14 protein-coding genes are annotated in these 18,517 nt (G+C 70.8%); 8 read left to right on the top strand and 6 right to left on the bottom strand.

Going from position 1 to position 18,517, the window contains the following annotated elements; genetic code table 11:
* Positions 1-11: 11 nt before the first annotated feature.
* From VD972_RS27240 to VD972_RS27230, 3 genes are all read right to left on the bottom strand, one after another.
* The gene (locus VD972_RS27240; RefSeq protein ID WP_324991673.1) at positions 12-1,439 is read right to left on the bottom strand and encodes a hypothetical protein; all 1,428 of its coding nucleotides are present in this window, start codon (positions 1,437-1,439) and stop codon (positions 12-14) included.
* Positions 1,440-1,606: 167 nt separating this feature from the next.
* The gene (locus tag VD972_RS27235; RefSeq protein WP_324991672.1) at positions 1,607-5,455 is read right to left on the bottom strand and encodes a serine/threonine-protein kinase; all 3,849 of its coding nucleotides are present in this window, start codon (positions 5,453-5,455) and stop codon (positions 1,607-1,609) included.
* Between the two features lie 28 nt (positions 5,456-5,483).
* Complete coding sequence (locus tag VD972_RS27230) at positions 5,484-7,292, bottom strand: OPT family oligopeptide transporter (RefSeq protein WP_324991671.1); 1,809 nt, start codon at positions 7,290-7,292, stop codon at positions 5,484-5,486.
* A 193-nt stretch (positions 7,293-7,485) separates the two neighbouring features.
* On the opposite strand from VD972_RS27230, the gene VD972_RS27225 reads away from it, so the two are divergent.
* The gene (locus VD972_RS27225; RefSeq protein WP_324991670.1) at positions 7,486-9,636 is read left to right on the top strand and encodes a hypothetical protein; all 2,151 of its coding nucleotides are present in this window, start codon (positions 7,486-7,488) and stop codon (positions 9,634-9,636) included.
* A gap of 95 nt (positions 9,637-9,731) precedes the next feature.
* On the top strand, positions 9,732-11,702 hold the full coding sequence (locus VD972_RS27220; protein ID WP_324991669.1) for a HEAT repeat domain-containing protein: 1,971 nt from the start codon (positions 9,732-9,734) through the stop codon (positions 11,700-11,702).
* 27 nt (positions 11,703-11,729) lie between these two features.
* Here the strand turns inward: VD972_RS27220 and VD972_RS27215 are convergent, their stop codons facing one another.
* Both VD972_RS27215 and fruA read right to left on the bottom strand, forming a co-directional pair.
* Positions 11,730-12,863 carry a tetratricopeptide repeat protein gene (locus VD972_RS27215; protein WP_324991668.1) on the bottom strand — a complete coding sequence of 378 codons (1,134 nt, stop codon included), beginning with the start codon at positions 12,861-12,863 and terminating at the stop codon, positions 11,730-11,732.
* 174 nt (positions 12,864-13,037) lie between these two features.
* Positions 13,038-13,727: a response regulator transcription factor FruA gene (fruA, locus tag VD972_RS27210; RefSeq protein WP_324991667.1), complete on the bottom strand. Its 690-nt coding sequence runs from the start codon at positions 13,725-13,727 to the stop codon at positions 13,038-13,040.
* 261 nt (positions 13,728-13,988) lie between these two features.
* Here fruA and VD972_RS27205 point away from each other — a divergent pair, with 261 nt between their 5' ends.
* A complete protein-coding gene (locus VD972_RS27205; protein WP_324991666.1) occupies positions 13,989-14,762 on the top strand; it encodes an RDD family protein in 774 nt (257 codons plus the stop codon).
* A 1-nt stretch (position 14,763) separates the two neighbouring features.
* Positions 14,764-15,744, top strand: coding sequence for a stage II sporulation protein M (locus VD972_RS27200; protein ID WP_324991665.1), 981 nt, complete (start codon positions 14,764-14,766; stop codon positions 15,742-15,744).
* Here VD972_RS27200 and VD972_RS27195 read toward each other — a convergent pair.
* A complete protein-coding gene (locus VD972_RS27195; RefSeq protein WP_324991664.1) occupies positions 15,690-16,208 on the bottom strand; it encodes a J domain-containing protein in 519 nt (172 codons plus the stop codon). The two genes, VD972_RS27200 and VD972_RS27195, sit on opposite strands and share 55 nt — an antisense overlap.
* A gap of 158 nt (positions 16,209-16,366) precedes the next feature.
* On the opposite strand from VD972_RS27195, the gene VD972_RS27190 reads away from it, so the two are divergent.
* The 4 genes from VD972_RS27190 to VD972_RS27175 all read left to right on the top strand — a co-directional run.
* Positions 16,367-16,876, top strand: a complete 510-nt coding sequence (locus VD972_RS27190) for a HEAT repeat domain-containing protein (protein WP_324991663.1) — start codon at positions 16,367-16,369, stop codon at positions 16,874-16,876.
* 24 nt (positions 16,877-16,900) lie between these two features.
* A complete protein-coding gene (gene proC / locus VD972_RS27185) occupies positions 16,901-17,734 on the top strand; it encodes a pyrroline-5-carboxylate reductase (RefSeq protein ID WP_324991662.1) in 834 nt (277 codons plus the stop codon).
* A gap of 16 nt (positions 17,735-17,750) precedes the next feature.
* Complete coding sequence (locus tag VD972_RS27180; RefSeq protein WP_324991661.1) at positions 17,751-18,278, top strand: DivIVA domain-containing protein; 528 nt, start codon at positions 17,751-17,753, stop codon at positions 18,276-18,278.
* A gap of 3 nt (positions 18,279-18,281) precedes the next feature.
* Positions 18,282-18,517: DUF167 domain-containing protein (locus VD972_RS27175; protein WP_324991660.1), on the top strand; the 236-nt coding region annotated here is incomplete at its 3' end.

The following is an 18,517-nucleotide window of genomic DNA, read 5'->3' as shown; positions in this document are numbered from 1 at the left end:
GCCCTCGCTGCTTACGGAATCCCGCCCGGCGGCGTTCCCTGCAGCGCACAGGCGAACGCATCCGACACGTTATCGCACGGCTGGCTCAGGTGCGGCGTCACCACCTGCGGGTATGCCTCGCCTGCCGGGTTCACGCACATCCCGTAGTCCCCGAAGCCCGTGGCATTGTCGATCTGGCACTGCCGCCCGGTGTAGCTCCCAGCCGTCACCACCGCATTGCACCGCCCCAGCACCTGCGCCACACAGTTCTCTCCCGGCAGCGCGCACAGCCGGGCGTTGGCGTACGCGTCCTCGCGCTCCCACTCCGGCGCCTGGCAGGCGAACATCTTCGGGTAGAGGGAGCCCGTCACCCGGACGTTGTTCACGTCCTTGTGCACCACGCCCATGTTGTCCACCCAGACGTCGATGCCCAGGGCCAGCGCTCCCGGCCCGAAGAGGGTTCCCCAGAACGCACCCTCCCGGTGCGTGAAGAGCTGCTGCTCCGCCGCGGGGTACGTCGCATTCCCCACCTGCACCCGCACCTCCCCCGTGTTGGCAGAGTTCCGCGAGCCGCTCATCACGCTGAAGACGCCACTGGCAGGACAGGTGAAGCTCACCGCGGGCCGGAACAGGCTGCAGGTGATGGCTGACTGCGCCAGCACCTTGGCCTCGTTGCACGCCCCGAAGCCCTCGCACACCCGCAGCATCATCGTCCCCGACAGCGTCTCGCCCAGCGGCGGGGCGCTGCACGAGAAGTCCGGCGGGACGCCCCCCGCACCCACCTGCACCCGAGCTCCAGGCGTGCACTGGCCCACCCGCTCCGGCTTGAAGCCGCAGTTGCGGTGGATGCCAATCTCATGGGGAGAGCACTCCTGCATGCTCGCCACGCGGTTGTGGCTGTAGCGGTGGAACAGATCCGTCTCCACCGTAGGCCTGGGAACGAACGGCATCGTATCCGAGGGCTTTTGACCCCGCCCCGAGAACAGCACCCGCTTCCCATCCGCGTTGTTGCGCGCCAGGACGCACGCCGACACCCACCGCTGGCAGTCCTCGCTGGCCGGCCCCGTGTGCCACGCGGGACACAGCCCGAGGCGGCCCTCGAACAGATGCGGATTGCCCAGCCGGTCCGTCCACTGCACCGTCTGCCCAGGCGCCAGCGCGCACGACACCAGGTAGTTCATGAACTTGCGCGCGCTCAGCTCTCCCAGCTGCTCACGCAGCTCCATGTCTCCCGTGCCCAGGGCGTACGTCTCCGTCCGCAGCGCTGTGGCAGCGATCCTCGGGTTGGCTCGGGGGTTCGCCGTCAGCGCGTTGAAGCGCAGGTCATCCGTCACCAAGCCATTCGTCCAGCGGATGCCGCCCTCGCCCTCGGCCCGAGCGGGCGCGGCCCCAGCCACCACTGCCAGCACCAGCACCACCAGAGTCCGCGAAAGGGAGAGCTTCATCGAGAGGCTGTTCATCGTGTGATTCTCCTTGTTGTCCCGCATTACAGGCAAGGCGCGTGCCTCCAGTTTTACTGGAAAACTGGACGTGACTTCAGGGATTTAGCGAGGAGGGGTGCACCCTTGTGGACGGGGGCTCCACAGCGGGCGGGGTTTGTGGACGGGCCGTCCACAGGCGGTGGGCTTCAGCCGAGCGGATGTTCGAGTGGGGCGAGGCGGGGCTTCCAGTGGGGTGCCCCGGCCACGCGGGGCTGCGCCTGTTCCCACCATGCGCGCGCCCGGGAGCCCTGGCCGGCGGCGAGCGCCGTGGTGAGAGCGTGGAGGAACAGCTCCAGCAGCTCGTCGTCCGAGGCGTGGGGCGCGGCCTCGTCCAGCAGCCCCTGCCAGGCGTCGAGGTCCTCCGGGCCGGGCGTGCGGGAGCCCTGGGCCAGCAGCTGGCGGACGAGGCCCATCTGCACGCGCGTCACCGGGCCCACGTGCTCAGCGGAGACGTGGCGCTCCACCCACTCGAGGCTCTCGCGCGCCAGGGCTGGCTCTGCCCCCGCGGCGACAATGCGGGCCACGAGCACCGCCTCCAGCGGCATGGGCGCGTCCCCGAAGAAGCGCTGGCCCAGGGCGTGGGCTCGCCGTGCGTAGGGCAGCGCCTCCCCCTCTCTGCCGAGCCAGTGGAGCACCTCGGCCAGGTTGAAGGAGGCAATGCGCTCCAGCTGTGCGTGGCCCAGCTCGCGCGCCAGCTCCACCGTGCGCTGCAGATCCTGGAGGGCGGGCTCCACCGACTGGTGTCTCAGCCAGAGCAGCACACGGCTGTTGTGGGCACTCGCCAGGTGCAGCAGATCCCCTCGGATCCGACTGCGCGCGAGGGTCTCCTCGAAGCACGCGGCCGACTCGTCCAGCCGGCCGAGGAAGGAGAGCGCCACGCCCAGCACCACGCGAGAGATGGCCTCCGTGTCCCAGTCTCCCAGCCGCTCCGCCTCGGCGACCACGGCGCCCAGCACCTCCACCGCCTCGGGGAACTGGCCCTCGCGCGCGTGGTGCCGGCCTCGGGCCAGTGCACAGCGCAGCCGCAGGCGCGCATCCGTCAGCCGCTCCTCCCGGAGGAAGGCCTGCTCGGCCGCGTGGCGCGTGGCGTCCGGCCGCTCGAGCCAGTCGCTTTGGGTGGCCTCCTCCAGCAGCAGATCCACCACCGCGGCGGTGTCCTCCCGGGCCTCGGCCAGCGCTCGCGCGGCGGCGAGATCCTCCAGGGCCTCGCGGAAGCGCTGCGTCCGCCCGCGCACCCGGCCCCTGCCACCCAGCGCCTGCTCGCGCAGGTGCTGCTCCGGCTCTGGCAGCTGCGCGAGCGCGGCGCTGTAGGCCTGCTCTGCTTCCACGTCCCGGTGGCTGGCACGAAGGTGCTCGCCCAGGGAGAGGAAGGACTGGGCCGCGGTGAGGTGCTCTCCGCACGCGGCGGCATGCTCGGCAACGCGCCGCTGCAGGTGGACGGGCGCGGGCGTCGAGCTCCCGGTGGCCGTGAGGGCGTGGAAGGCGGCCCGGTGAAGCGCGCGCCGCAGCGGCGCGGGTGTGTCCACCTCGAGGGCCTCGCGCAGCATGCGGTGGCGGAAGGTGTAGTGCCCAGGGCGAGTAGCCTTCAATACACCGGCGCGCGTCAGGCGGCCCAGGCCCGCACCCGCGTCCAGCGTGGCGAGCTCCTGCAGCGCCTCGTTCCCTGGCTCCAGCTGGTGCTGGGCGGCCTCCACCTGCTCCACGGAGAGGTCCTCGCCCAGCACCGCGCACAGCGAGGCGAACAGTCGCGAGAGGTGCGGCAGCGTGTCCCGAGTGCGCTGCACCACCCGCTCGAAGGGAGTGGCGAGGGCCTCGCGCGGCAGCTCGTCCGCGGCCAGCATCCAGGCGCCACTGCGCGGATCCGGTCTCACCGCTCCGGCCTCCCGCAGCGCGCGCACCAGCTCTACAAGGGCCAGCGGGTTGCCCTGGGCGAGAGTCTCGAGGTGGACGAGCGCCGGCTCGGGGATGAACTCCACCGGCCGCAGCAGCTCGCGCAGGAGGGCACGCGCGGCGGGGCCGGGCAGCGGCGGCAGCGAGTGGGAGGTGTGGCGAGCGGCGCGGTCACCCAGGTGGGGGCGCAAGGTGCGCAGCTCCGGGCCGGCAGCCAGGCACACCCACAGTGGGAGCCGAGCCCCGCTGAGCGTGGCGCGCTCGATCGCATCGAGCCCGAGTGCATCCGCGTCGTGTGCGTCATCCACCAGCAGCGCCAGGGGTTGGTGCCGGGCCAGCTCTCGCAGCCGGACGCTCAGGCGAGCCGCCGCGTCGCCGCCCTCGGGTCCCGAGGCCAGGGGAGCCACCTGCCGGGAGTCGAGCGCGCGATCGAGCTGGGTGGAGAGCGGCTCCCGTGCGGCATCCGGCGCCGGGGCCTGCAGGGACAGGACAGACACACCCTCTTGCGTGAGAGCCTCCGCGACCGCGGCCAGCAGGCGCGTGCGGCCTAGGCCAGGCTCAGCCTCCAGGAGCGTCAGGCTCGGCGTGGGCTCGTGCAGCGCCTGGCGGGCGATGGCCAGCAGCTCGGCCAGCAGCGCCTCCCGGCCCACAAGGGGCAGGCGGTCTCCCCGTGTCTCAGCCTCCGTCGCGAGCGAGGGCTGCTCAGCGAGCGCGAGGCGGCCCGGAACAGGCGAGACCACCTCATATGCGGGAAGGAGCGAGGCCGCCTCTGACGTGAGGGCCACCGCAGCCCCTGGCGCATCCACCCACCATGCCTCGGGATTCTCGAGCGCGGCGCCAGCCAGGCGCGTTCCCGTGCGGCCGGGTCGCACCCGTAGCTCGGCGACATGCAACACTGCCTCGTGGATCAGCCCGGCTCCCAGCAATCCCCGGGCCGCTCGGGCAGCGGCGCGCAGCCCCACGGCGGGGGATGGGTGCTCGTGGAAGGAGACCACGCACCGCTCACCTTGGAGCCTCCCGAGCGCACCTCCCTCGGGCTCGACTCGGCCCAGCACCGCGTTCGCCGGGGCTCGCAGTCCTATCCCCAGCAGGGCAACGCGGCGAGTGCTCGCGGTTGCCCGCTCCGCAGGACGTGCCTGCGCGGGCTCGGGAGCCAGTGCCGTAGAGGTGGGGACGGTCTCTCGCGCGAGCGCCTCCTCCACTTCCCCCAGGGCCCGTGCCAGCGCCGCGCCCTCGTCGAAGCGCGACCCAGGCTCCTTCGCGAGGCATCGGAGCACGAGCGCCTCCACCTCCGGAGGAACAGCGGCCAGCGAGGAGAGACGTGGGGGGCGCAGCGCCAGGTGCCCCTGCACCACCTCGGCCGCCTCGCCAACAAAGGGAGGACGGCCGGTGAGCAGCTCGAAGAGGATGACGCCCAGGGCATACACATCCGCGCGAGCATCCACCTGGTGCGCGTCCTGGCACTGCTCGGGCGCCATGTAGTGCACGGTGCCCAGCCGCTGGCCTGCCGTGGTGAGCGCGAGCGAGTCCTGGCCCTCCCGGTCGCGAGCAAGGCCGAAGTCGAGCAGCGCCACCCCTCCGCCCGTGCGCAGGAAGACGTTCTCCGGCTTGAGATCGCGGTGGACGAGGCCGGCGGCGTGCACGCGGCCCAGCACCTCCGCGAGCGCGCGGGTTCGTGCGAGCACCTCCTGCCAGGGCGCCGCTCCACGGGTGGGCAGGCGCGCCATCCACGCCCCCAGCGTCTCTCCCTCGAGCCGCTCCATGGCGAGGAAGGGGCGGCCTTCCACCTCTCCCATGTCGAAGAGGGCGGGCACTTCCGGAGGAGCCAGGCGCCGCAGTGCCTGGGCCTCGCGAAGGAAGCGCTCGCGCATGCCGAGCGCCCCGAGCTTGAGCGCCACCTGACGCCCCTCCTGCTCGCGGTGGGCGACGAACACCTGGCCCGCCCCGCCCGCTCCCAGCAGCGGCCCGAGCGTGTAGCCCGGAGGGCAGATCGGAGCTGAAGCCGCCGCATCCGGGGATACCGGGGCCGAAGGCGCACGCACTCCATCGACGGGACAGGCCTCGGAGGGAGCGAGCCGGCGATGGCACCGGGGGCACCGCATCATCCTCTCCTCCAGGAGCACCCCGGGGGCTTCACCGGGCGCCTCCGAGCGCTTCAAACAGGGCAACGCAGAGGCTCACCAGGCTCTCGCCGGCGATGAGGCCAGCGGCGAGAGGCACCATGGCTACGAGCGCGAACGCAGGCCGGGAGCGGGCGAGGAGCGCGGCAGCCAGAGCCCCCAGGAACATGGACAGGGACAGGGAGGCCGGGATCGCGAAGGCAAGCCCCAGGGCGACGGCGGAAGGGAGGAAGCGCCGCAGGGACTCGGATGCGCGCTGCTCGAGGAGGGCCAGGGCGACGCCCACGAGGGCTCCTGCGAGCGACCCCCAGCGAGCCGCTTCCGAGAGGGCGCCAAGGCCGGAGGCAAGCACCTGGGCCACACCGGCCACGAACAGTCCTCCTGGGGCCGGAAAGCGCTCCTCGGACAGGGCGGAGGTGTCCGGCACGAGGAGGAGAAAGGCAGGGACGATGACGATCGATCCGATGAGGCAGCCCCACAGCTGGGCGAGGAACGTCTGCCGAGGGAGGGCTCCGAGCAACGAGCCGGCCTTCACATCGGTGAGCAGATCCGCACTGGCCGCGGCCGTCGTACCGGAGAGGCTGGCGGCAGCAGTGTTGGCCAGGGTGTTGCCCGGCATGAGCGCGCCGAAGGCCAGCTGAGCCACCTGCCCGAGCGGTCCGGACGGGGTGACATCCGTCTCGCCCGTCACGCGGCACGCCACCACGGCGAGCGCAAAGGACAGAGCCACCCCGAGCAGCCCCAGGTGCGGAGGGATTCCGAAGGCATAGGCGCCCAAGACCACCGTCGCCGCCGAGAGCACGGCCATGCCCGCGAGGAGCCACCCACGAGGCACCTCGGCGCTGGGGGGCAGCGCCTCCGAGGCCCGCTCCCGGCCCAGCAGCGCGGCGAAGGAGCGGCGCACCGCACCACGCTGGAGGAACAGGTGCGTGAAGGAGGCGCTCGTCACCAGCGCAGCACCGGGCCACATGCTCCAGCCGAGCGCCCCCATGAAGCCCGGCTCGGTGATGGCGCCGCGGGTGTGGAGCCAGGGGACGAGCACGCCGAAGCATGCGACTGCACCCAGCAGGAGCGAGGCGCCAATCCGCAGCCCCACCAGCGCCCCAGCCCCCAGCGGCAGCAGCCCCGTCTCCAGCGAGAACGAGAGCGACGCCAGCGGCACCCCACCCACCGCTCCAGGCAGCGCCAGGGAGGTGGGGAGGAGCTTCAGCCCATCCCGCGCGAGGGCCAGCAGTGCAGCCCCGAGCGCCGCCAGCCCGAGCACCCGGGCCCCCTGCCTCCCCTCCTCTCCTCCCGAGTGGAGGGTCCGCGCCGCCGCGGCCGCGGCCAGCCCGGTGGGAAAGGTGAGGGGCTCGCGCCGCAGGAAGGCCCGCTGGAGCGGGACGGCAAAGAGGACGCCCAGCGCGGACACCACCAGCGTCCACAGGAAGAGCGCCCAGCCGGGCGGGTGCTGACCGGCGAGCATCAGCCAGGCCACGCTGGCGGAGACGATCGTGCCTCCAGTGGAGTAGCCCGCGGAGGAGGCGGTGGACTGCATGGCGCTCGTCTCCACCAGGCTGAGTCCCGAGCCGGCCGCCGAACCTCGGACGCGGGCCAGCGCGCGCCAGGCCCCCAGTCCCACCACACAGGAGATGAGCGCCACGGGGAAGGCCAGCCCCGTCTTCAAGCCCACATAGAGGTTGGACAGGCACATCACCGCACCAATGGCGCTGCCCATCCCCAGAGCCCGCGGGGTGAGCGCACGCGGGGGCGGCTCAGGGGTGAGCGCCTTTGATTCCGCTGGTGCTGGACCGCCCCTGTCCTCCGCCAACCCGCTGCGCATGGCCGGAGGCTACCGCGAGCCCCGGGAGCACCGGCAAGTGGACGCGCCGTCCACTCCCCGAGCCCGGTTGTGGACGCCCCGTTCACAGCCGCACGCCCTCCGCCCAGCGCGCCCCTCGTCCGCCGGGGCGGCACAAATCCTGCTCAAGGAGAACCCGGCAAGTCCGCCATTCAAGACGAGCGAGGAAACAACCATGAAGCTGAAGAACCTGATGGGACGCTGGATCCGCGGAGGTGCCCTGGCGGGCACCTCGCTCACGGTGCTGCTGGGGGCGGGGACGGCGAGCGCGCAGCTGGAGCCGACACCGATCTGCCCCTTGCCCACGCTGGAGACCTGCCAGAGCACGGGCTACCTGACGAGCACCTGCGGGCAGCAGAACAGCACGCGCTGCAACAACCTCATCGGCGCGGAGTTCGAGGAGAAGTGGGCCGCGCTGGAGGCGGAGCATGTGACGCTGATGCCCGACACGTTCGGCGGCAACCTGGCCACCTCACGCCCCACGGCCATCACGGGCCTGAGCTCCACGTTCGTGGAGAGCACCGCAGGCTCGTACTCCGGCGCGGTGCTGAAGGGCCAGGTGCTGCACCGCAAGAGCTTCCAGAGCCTCAGCCCGTCTGACATCGCCCACCGCGATGCGATGCTGGAGTGGGAGAACAACGGCACCAACGTCCGCTCCTGCAAGGAGCTCGTGCACGAGAAGTTCTACGACTACAGCCTCTTCAACAACCGCATCGGGCAGCACGGCGGAGACTCCCGCGCCATCTTCGAGGCCGCCTTCGCCCCCGACGGCATCGCGAACAAGACGCTGAGAGGCAAGGCCGGCGGCTCCCTGCTCCCCATCTTCAACGGCCAGACCTCGGCGCCCAAGAACCTGTACTTCCGGGCCGTGCAGGGCCCGTACCCCCCGGGGATGACGGGAAGCCCGATCGACCCGGCGCTCCTGCAGCTCGTGCCGGCCCAGGGCCGGACGTTCTACTCCGTTGACTGGGAGTGGCATGAGGACATGAGCGCCTCGCTGGCCAACGTGAACGACGCCCGCCTGGAGCGGCTGTTCCGCAAGCAGCAGAAGTTCTCGGAGCTCGTCGATCGCCGCGCCGCCGCGTGGGAGTCCTACACCCGGCAGGCGGAGCTGCTGAGCGGCGCGACCCTGACCGCGCTGCGCCAGAAGGTGACCGAGGAGCTCAGCGCCATCGACGACGGCCTCGAGGCGGGGCTGCAGGAAGCCCAGCAGCTCGGCTGCCTTACCCTGAACGGCAGCCCGGCCTGCGACTGGTCCCCCTCCCGCTTCAAGAAGATGGTGGACGACGTGATGTTGCCCCGCATGGAGGCGGACTACGCCTCATGCCTGGCGATGACGGGCAACGACTTCAGCGCCACCAGCTTCGTGCGCAACGGGGACAGCCTGGGGATCGCGGGCATCACCGGGGACAACGCCACCAGCGCCGCCCAGGTGCTCTCGTACATGAACAAGTACAAGACGGCGCTGCTGACGGAGGCCCGCCTGGTGGTGCCCCACACCCGCGAGACGCGCCGCTCGGAGAGCCGCTCCAGCAGCGACAGCTTCGGCAACTCGAACTTCGGCGCCAGCTACGAGTATGGAGCGGGCTGGGAGTTCAACACCACCACGGGCGTCCTGGGCGTCTGCACGGACTTCGATGCGCGCCTCTACGCCTACTTCGAGGCCAACGCCCGGGCCTTCAGCCTCAGCCGCGAGATCGTCTACGCGAGTGCCGAGGGCACCGCCACCAGCGGCCAACTGAGCTACGAGGTGCTGGTGCGTGTGCTCGGCGCCGACGTGTACCACCCGAGCGGCACCTACCCGACGTCCTTCTCGGTCACCAAGGGCGATGAGATCCGGCAGACGTTCGCCCGCGCCACGGCCCGCTTCATGGTGCTGGCCATCCCGGTCAGCGTGTCCGCGGGCATCTCCGGCGAGGTCGGCATCGACGCCACGCTCAGCGGCAACTTCGTCTCGGGCTGCAAGTTCAAGCTCAGCGGTGAGCTGGAGCCCTATGCCCGCCTGGACGCCTTCGCCGAGGCCGCGGTGGACGTGGTGATTGCCGCGGTGGGCGTGCGTGGCGATCTCTCCCTCATCAGGGCCGAGCTGCCGTACACCGCGAGCCTCTACGTCTACCTGGACACGGCGAGCAGCCCGTCCCGACTGATGACCGAGCTGGAATCGGTCTTGCAGTTGAAGCTGAGCACGCTGGACGGCCGGATCGTCGTCTTCGCTCGGGCGTTCGGCCACACGGCTGAGAAGGAGCTGGCTTCGTTCGATGGTCTGTCCAGCACCACCACGCTGATGAACGAGAGCCGCACGGTGCCGCTCGCCAGCTTCCACTGAAGTCCCCTGAAGTCCCCTGAAGTCCGGCCCCGGAGCGCTGACTGGCTCCGGGGCCTCGTTCCTCCTCTTCTGACTCACCCTGGAAGGACCTCGCCATGCTCAAGGGTCTCCGCTCCCGCATCCTCGCCGCGCTGCTTGCCACCTCTGCCTCGCTGTCCGTGGGCCTGTGGCTCTCTTCGAACTCCGTCCCGGCCTCGGCATCCGCCGCCTCGCAGGCCTCGGGAACAGCAGCCTCCGCCTCCTCGCCGCGCGCCTTCACGCTGCGCCCCGACTGGCCCGTGGGCACCCGGTACGTGTACGCGCTCGACTGGCGCAGCGAGCAGCGCGTGCAGCCGCCCATGCCGGGTGGCCAGCAGGCGGGCTCCTCCGACGCGCTCCAGGGCTCGCTCCGGCTGTCGGCGGACCTCGTGCTGCGCTCGCTCGGCCGCGAGGGTGAGTCCTTCCTCCTGGGCGCCGCGCTGGAGAACGTGCGCGAGGCGCGGCTCGAGCTCTCTGGGCAGCTGGCGCTGGACGCGGCCACGCTGAAGGAGTCCCTCACCGGCCGCGAGGTGCTCCTCGAGGTGGACGGCGCCGGCGTGCTGCGCACCCTTCACTTCGATCCGAAGGACTCGGACCTCTTCAAGCATGAGATGCAGTGGCTGCTCACCCACGCGCAGCCCACCCTGCCGGCGAACGAGGCGCAGCGCGACGCGGGCCGCTGGCAGGCCTTGGAGGCCACCTCCCTGGGCCAGGCGCGCGGCACCTACAAAGTCGACGCCGAGCGCCCGCTCACCGTGAACCGCGTGCGTGACTCCTACACGAAGCTGTTCGTGGCCCAGGAGCAGCGGGCCCCCTTGCCGCAGAAGCTCGACTCGCAGGCCCGCTTCACCTTCTCCCCGGCCGGGCACCTCTCGGGCCTGAGCCAGCAGGAGCGGCTCCTGGTGCAGGATGGCTCCGAGGCCGTGCTGGTGGACGCCGCGGAGCTGCTGCAGCTCACCCTGCGCGAGGTGAGCCACTTCACGCCTCCGGCGGACGTGGGCCTCGCGGTGCGCACCGAGGCTCGCAAGCCCGGCGTCATCACCGCCAGCGCCTCGCTGGAGCGGCGGCTGCTGGAGCAGCGCGCCGCGGGTATGACGATGGAGACGCTGCTGGCGGATCTGCTCAAGCACGGCAAGGGCGGGCAGATGCCGGAGATGAGCCGCTGGATGTGGCGCGCCACGGGGCTGCTGCGGCTCGAGCCTGCGCGCAGCCGCGAGCTGACGTCCGTCTTCGCGCGGTCCGAGTTGGGCTCGCAGGCCCGCGCGGTGGTGCTCGACCTGCTGGCCGGGGCGGGACACGCCGAGGCCCAGGCCGTGATGCGCGAGCTGCTGGAGACCCCGGCTGCCCTGGCGGATCAGGCCAACTACACCCTCTTCCTCCAGCGCCTGGGCCTGGTCGACGAGCCGACGCCGGAGACGCTGGAGTACCTGGCGCGCAAGCATGCCAGCGCGCGCGCCGGGCAGCAGGAGCCCGTGCGCAACGCCAGCGCCTATGCCATGGGCGCGGCGGTGGGCCGGCTGGCGCCGGATGACCCGCGGGCGGGGGACTACAACCGGCTCTTGCTGGAGGAGCTGGGCGCGGCGAGCACGAGCGGCGAGCGGGTGACGTACCTGCGCTCGGTGGGCAACGCGGGGCGCCCGGAGAACGTGTCCGCGGTCCTCTCGCATGTGGCGGATCCGGAGATCCCAGTGCGTGCGGCGGTGGCGGCGGCGCTGCGCAAGACGGACTCGCCGGAGAGCACCCAGGCGCTGCTGCAGCTCGTGCGCGCTCCGGAGCGGCCGGTGCAGGCCGAGGCGCTGGCGGCGCTCAGCGAGCGCTACCTGGATGCGGCGGCGCTCGCCTCGCTGCGGGACGTGGTGGTGTCTGGGAGCCTGCGCCAGGGCACCGAGACACTGCTGGCCGCGCTGCTCTCCGAGCGGCTCGAGGAGGGCCCCGCCGTGTTCCAGATGCTCCAGGCCCTGGAGCGCAGGTCCGCTCATGACCCGGCGCTGCGCACGCGCGTACTGGAGATGATGGTGCGCGTCTCAGGCGTGGCACAGGTGCCGTGAGCCGGAGCCTCCCCCGGCGGCCCCACGCTAGAGACTGACGGTAGACACGAGCACGTACCGGAGCACGTAGTCCTTCAGGCGCTGGCGCTCGGCGTCATCGAGCGTGAGGGTGTACTGGGGATGCACCCGCGCCGCCATCTCGAAGAGGACCAGCTCGGTCGCCATCCCGTCCTGGATGATCGCCACCAGCCCATCCAGCGAGGAGTCCATGGCGCCCTCCTCCCCCTTCTCCCGCTGGGACGCATGCACCACGGCGGCCGAGGCCAGGCACTCCAGCTCCTCGGCCGAGGAGAAGTGACGCTCGGCCGTTCCGGTCCGCTCCTCGCGGTGCGAGGCTTCCCCCAGCCAGAGCGCCTTGCAGTTCGCGTAGGCGAACCACGCCACCCCGTAGTCGGGATCGAACTCGACGACCACCTCCTTGCCTTCCTCGTGTGCGAAGCCCCGGGGTACCAGCACATCGCCCCGGACCCACATTCCCGCCCCTGGGTTCTCCCGGAAGAAGCGGCGGAGGACGGGGTTGCGAGGGTTGAGGACCAGCGACCAGGCGAAGGCCTCGCGCGCCTCCGCCCCCCGGCCCAGCCGCGCCAGCGCGCTGCCCTGGAAGTAGTAGAGCCGGTAGTCATGCGGGTTGATCTCCGCGGCCTTCCGGTAGTGCTCGAGCGCGCCCTCCAAGTCTCCTCCGAAGAGCAGCGTGTCCCCGAGGTAGGCCCGTGCCAGGTAGCAGTCCGCGCAGATGTCGAGCGCTTGCTGATAGAGCTTCGCCGCCTCTGCGTACCGCCGGGCCTGGAAGTGCTCCTCCGCCTTGTTCATGAGCGCCTGGGCCTTGGAGTTCTCCTTCCACCCCTCGATGACACGCCGCCCGTCCTCGACCACCACGCGGGGTACGGGGACGGGCTCGACGCGCATGGGCCAGAGCTCCTCCGCCCAGCCGCCGGGCGGTGAGTCCTTCGGCTCGATGCGGTACTGGACCGCCGAGGCCTCCATCCGCTTCATGATCTCCGGAGGAGACAGGAACGCGGGCAGCTCGGAGGAGTCAGGGCGATCGGCCGCGGAGGCTGCCTTCGCGCCAGGGGTGGGAGCAGCCTTCGAGGCCAAGGCACAGGCGCCCAGGCTGAAGACGCAGCCGGCAATCAGGAGAGAACGCAGGACAGAGCGGAGCAAGACATGACGCCTTTCCGTGGAGAGAGCGTCGAGCATAGCGACAGACGGCTCCCATGAGCCTCCCTACGAATGCAGGGAGGCCCCCGAAGCCCTCTCCCCGCCACCGTGCTCACGAGTGACGGGGCTCCTCTGAAACTCCCCCTCCTGAAGACCCGAGAGGAGGGGGCTGGCCGGTCAGAGATCCGGCGGCGGGCGCACGCCCAGATGACAGGCGCGCAGTGCGAGCTGGGTCCGGTTCTCCGCTCCCAGCTTCCGGTAGAGCTGCGTGACGTGGGACTTCACGGTCCGCTCGGCGATCTGCAGGTGCGCGGCGATCTTCAGGTTGTCCGCGCCTCCCGCCACGTAGGCCAGCACCTCTCGCTCGCGCTGCGTGAGCGAGCTCAACACGCTGGCTGGCTGCGCGACTGCGGGCGGCTGCTCGAAGTCGTTCCTCAGGAGCTGAACGGGGAACAAGCGCTCCCCTTTCACCAACCCTTGGATCGCGGAGACCACCGCACCCACCCCCAGCCCTACTCGGAAGAGGTAGCCAGAGGCGCCCTCGTCAAAGCACTGGGAGATAATCTCGGGCGCGCTGACCGCGGAGACCATCAGCATGCGGACCTCGAGGCGCCGCTTGCGCGCCTCCCGCAAGAGGCTGATGCCCTCTGTCACCGAGCAACCTTCCGCCGTCTCTCCGTCCGCTTCCACATCCAGGACGGCGACTTGAGGAGGATCCGTCCCCAGGCTGTCGAGCAGCGCGCGAACATCTCGCGACACCGACATCACTTGGAGACCTTCACACCGAAGACCGTCGGCCAGCCCTTTGTAGGCAGACCACGGACCCTCGAGCATAGACACACGTACAGCGATCTGGTTCATAGCCATGCTGGCCCCCCAGCTTTCATGGCGTACAGCGGTTTTTTTGTAGTACGGCTTCACTGGCCTCGGCAAACCGACCAGCTTGCAAAGATAATTACCACTGTTCACGCACTCCCCGCGAACAGTTCCGAGGCGGAGTGTCAAGTGGGCAGGTCTCGCTCCAAAGTCTAGGGGGTTCAGACGTTAGGGCGTCATCCTTGTTGAGAAGGCAACAGTCCCTTCTGTCTCCCAGCCACTGAAAGGGGCCGGCATATGCTCGAAAGTGGAATGGGTTCCGCCTCGTCGCCCAGCTTGAACGTCGCCACACCCGAGCGTGTCTCGCTCCACCTGCCCGTGGCGGGCATCGGCTACCGGTGTCTGGCCTGGATCGTCGACGCGACGATCCTCTTCTTCTTCTGGGTCATTGCGTATTTCGTCTTCTCGCTGCTCGTCTCGGACATGCTGGGCCTCTTCCAGGGGCTGTCCGGGATCGCCCAGACGCTGATCGTCGTGGGCGTCTTCGCCACGCAGTGGATGTACTGGACGCTCGCCGAGGTCTTCTTCCACGGGCAGACACCGGGCAAGCGCCTGCTGGGAATCCGCGTGGTGCGCGGGGACGGCTCGCCCGTGGGCGTGTATGAGAGCGCCATCCGCAACCTGCTGCGCGCGGTGGACTTCCTCCCCGTGCTCTACGCCAGTGGCTGCCTCAGCATGCTCTTCACGAAGCAGCACCTGCGGCTCGGAGATCTGGTGGCGGGCACGCTCCTGGTGCGTGAGGAGCGCTTCAACCTCGACAAATACACCGTCCCCGCCCAGGGCTCGCCGGAGTCCGCCTCCGCGTCGGCCGCCAGCACCCCGGGCCGCCTGGGGCCCGAAGACGTGGAGCTGATCCTCGCGTTCCTCGAGCGCGCGCCCTGGCTGGAGCCGGAGGCGCGACGGCGGCTGGGCCTCGGCCTGGTGGAGCGCTTCGGCGGGCTGGCCGAGCCGGAGCGCGCCGCCGTCCTCGCCTCCCCCGAGTCCCTCGAGGGCTTCCTCCGGGCCCGCGCCCAGGGAGCGCGCTGACGTGGCCGTGCCCCTGCCCGCCTTCGTCGGCCAGCGCCGCCCGGACTGGGAGGCCCTCCAGGGGCTGCTCGGCCGCCAGCGCGCGGGCACCCTGCGCCTGGAGGAGTTGCGCACGCTGGACACCCTCTACCGCCGCGCCGCCGCGGATCTGGCGCATGCGCAGACGTTCTACCCGGGCACGGACGCGCACCGCTTCCTCAACCAGCTCTGCGGCCAGGCCTACGCCGCCATCTACCAGCCTCCGCGCGAGCGCTGGCTCGCGGTGCGCGACTTCTTCCGCCGCGAGTTCCCCGCCACCCTGCGCGCCGAGGGGCGCTTCGTCGCCGTGAGCGCGGCCTTCTTCATCCTGGGTCTGCTGCTGGGCGCCCTGGTGGTGCTGCTGGAGCCGCGCGGCGCGGAGCTGCTCGTGCCGGAGGGGGTGCGCGCCTACGTGGCCCAGGGGCGCATGTGGACGGATGACATCCTGTCCGTGGCTCCGCCCAACGCGGTGTCCTCGGGGATCGCCACCAACAACCTCACTGTCATCATCTTCACCTTCGCCTCAGGCATCCTCTTCGGCCTGGGCACGGTGTTCACCTTGCTCAACAACGGGGTGCAGATCGGCGCCATCGCCGCGCTGTGCACGCGCGAGGGCCTGGGGCTCCCACTGCTGGACTTCATCTCCGCCCACGGCCCAGTGGAGCTGTCCATCATCACCATCGCGGGAGGCGCGGGGCTGATGATCGGCCAGGCCTTGATCGATCCCGGGGATCTGCCGCGCGGACAGGCGTTGACGCTGCGCGGAAAGGCCGCCGTGAAGCTGGTGCTCGGCTGCGCGCCCTTCCTGGCGGCCATCGCCGTGGTGGAAGGCTTCATCTCCCCCGGCAGCCTCTTCCCCACCGCCCTCAAGGCCGTGCTGGGGCTGGCGCTCGGGGGCCTCTTCTGGGGCTACCTGCTGCGGGCCGGCAAGGGCTCGGCGCTGTCCTCCACGAGCTTGCGCTGAGCCAGGGCCTCCTCCTTCTTTCGCTGCCGGTGGCGGAGGATGCGCTCGTAGGCGTCGTTCAGCTCGCGCATCCTCTCCACCGAGCCGCCCCGGTCCGGGTGCCGCTCCATCGCCAGCTCGTGGTAGCGCGTCCGCACCGCCTCCAGCGAGTCCAGCGGCGACACGCCCAGCACGTGGTACGGATCCTTCCCCTCCACCTCCGCCAGCCACCGCTCCAGCCGATCCTTCACCTGGATGAAGCTCGCGTCCTCGGCGGACGTGTCCTTCACCGGGTGCGTTCGCAGCTTGGCGTCGGAGCGGAAGATCTCCGTATAGATGCTCGACACCCAGCGGTGGCAGGAGCCACAGCGGAAGTACCTCACCCGCCGGCCGCTCCCCTCGTGCAGCGTCATCCGGACGCCACAGTGGGTGCACTCCACCTCAACGTTCTCCAGCGTCTGCCAGCTCACCGCCACGGAACTCATGCCTGCTTCTCGCTCTCCTGTAGGCGCTTCAGGCCTGTAGCACCGACACACTCCCACGATCGGAGATCGCGTCAAGAAATCCGCCGCACCGCGCGCATGGGCCGTCCCAACCCGGCGTTTTTCCGGTAGAACGCCCCCGCCCTCCCGGAGGCACCGCCATGCGTCACCTGCTGCTCGCCGGCTTTCTGCTCGCCGCCCCCACCGCGCTCGCCCAGGGCGTGGCCGCGGCGCCGGCTTCCACCGAGCCCTCCTCTGCTCCCGTGGGGCCGGATGCGGCGCTCCTGCGCGGCCTCCTGTGGGCCACCGAGCCCGCTCCCGAGGAGATCCGCGTCATCGCCATTGAAGATCTGGCGCTGCTGGGAGATCCCCGCGCCCTGGGCCCGCTCTCCGCGCTGCTGTGGGATCCCAACCCCCGCATCCAGCAGGCCGCCGTGCGCGCCATGGCCCTCTTTCAGCACCCGCGCGCCGAGGAGATCCTCTCCCACGTGGTGCGCAGCACGCGCCTGCCGGACGCCCTGAAGATCCAGGCCCTGGATGGGCTGCTCTACCAGCGCACCCCCACGGCCCGCGCCACCGTGGAGGCCGCCGCGCGCGATCCCCGCTCTCCCCTCGCCATCCAGTCCGCCGCCCACAATGTCGCGGCCCGCTGGGGCGGAGCCACCCGGTAGGCCATGAGCCCAGGAACCCCCGCCATGCTCGAACAGAAGATCGCCTTCCTCGGCACCGGCAACATGGCCGAGGCCATCATCAAGGGCCTGCTGCGCGCCGGCACCGCGCGCCCGGAGGGCATCATCGCCACCGGCCGCCGCACCGAGCGCCTGGAGGAGCTCCAGCGCGCCTACGGCATCCGCACCACCCAGGACAACCTGGCCGCCGCGCGCGAGGCGGAGATCGTTGTCCTCTCCGTCAAGCCGCAGGCCATGGACAAACTGGTCGTCCAGGTGGCCCCCGCGCTGGACCACCGCAAGCTCGTCATCTCCGTGGCCGCCGGTGTCCCCATCGCGGCGCTGGAGCGGCGGCTGGGCGCCGGGGCGCGCATCATCCGCACCATGCCCAACACCCCCTCCCTCGTCGGCGCCGGGGCCTGCGCCCTGTCCCGCGGCGAGCACGCCAGCGAGGAGGATCTGGCCGTGGCCAGCAGAATCTTCCAGTCCGTGGGCATCACCACCGTGGTGGAGGAGAACCTGCTGGACGCCGTCACCGGCCTGTCCGGCAGCGGCCCTGCCTATGTGTTCCTCGTCATCGAGGCGCTCTCGGACGCGGGGGTGAAGGTAGGACTGCCGCGCTACACCGCGCTCAAGCTCGCAGCCCAGACGGTGCTCGGCAGCGCCCAGCTCCTGATCGAGACGAACGTCCACCCCGGCCAGCTCAAGGACCAGGTGACGAGCCCCGGCGGCACGGCGATCGCTGGCCTGCATACCCTGGAAGCAGGCGGGCTGCGCACCACGCTGATCAACGCCGTGGAGGCCGCTACCCGCCGCGCGCGCGAGCTGGGTGAGCAGTTCCTGGAGAAGAGCGAGCGTTGACCTATACTCCGGGGCCATGAAGATCACCCCGCTCGACATCCGGCAGAAGCGGTTCGACACCGCCCTCCGCGGCTTCTCGCGCCGCGAGGTTGAGGCCTACCTGGAGCTGCTCGCCGGAGAGTTCGAGGAAGTGGTCAAGGAGAACATCTCCCTCAAGGAGGAGCTCAAGCGCGCCCAGCTGCGCATCGAGCAGTACCAGGAGCGCGAGCGCACCCTCCAGGAGACCATGGTCACCGCGCAGAAGATCAGCGAGGACCTCAAGGCCGCCGCCAAGAAGGAGGCGGAGATCATCATCGCGGACGCCGAGCACCAGGCAGAGAAGATCGTCCACGGCGCCCACCAGAAGCTGGTGCAGGTGGTGGAGGACATCAACGAGCTCAAGCGCCAGCGCACCCAGTTCGAGTCCCAGGTGCGCTCCGTGGTGGAGGCCCACCGCAAGCTGCTGGAGACGTTCAGCGGCCCCACCTTCGCGGACCGGGACTACGCCCGCATCGAGGACAACGTGGCCTTCCTCTCGCAGAAGAAGGCCACCGGCGGCGAGTAGCCCGTGGCGCCGCCCTGGCTCAAGCCCCTGCCGGAGGGTGTGGAGCTGGCGGTGATCGTCCAGCCACGCGCCTCCCGCACCCGCATTGTCGGTGAGCATGACGGGCTGCTGAAGATCCAGCTCGCGGCGCCTCCCGTGGATGGCGAGGCCAACGCCGCCCTGGTGGAGTTCCTCGCCAAGCTGTGTGGAATCCCCCGGCGCCAGGTGGAGCTGCTCGTCGGTGACGCGTCGCGTCGCAA

The sequence above is a fragment of the Hyalangium sp. genome (assembly GCF_035629615.1).
Taxonomy (GTDB): Bacteria; Myxococcota; Myxococcia; order Myxococcales; family Myxococcaceae; genus Hyalangium.
The sequence above is the reverse complement of the archived record's forward strand: the minus strand, read 5'-3'. Positions and strand labels throughout refer to the sequence as shown.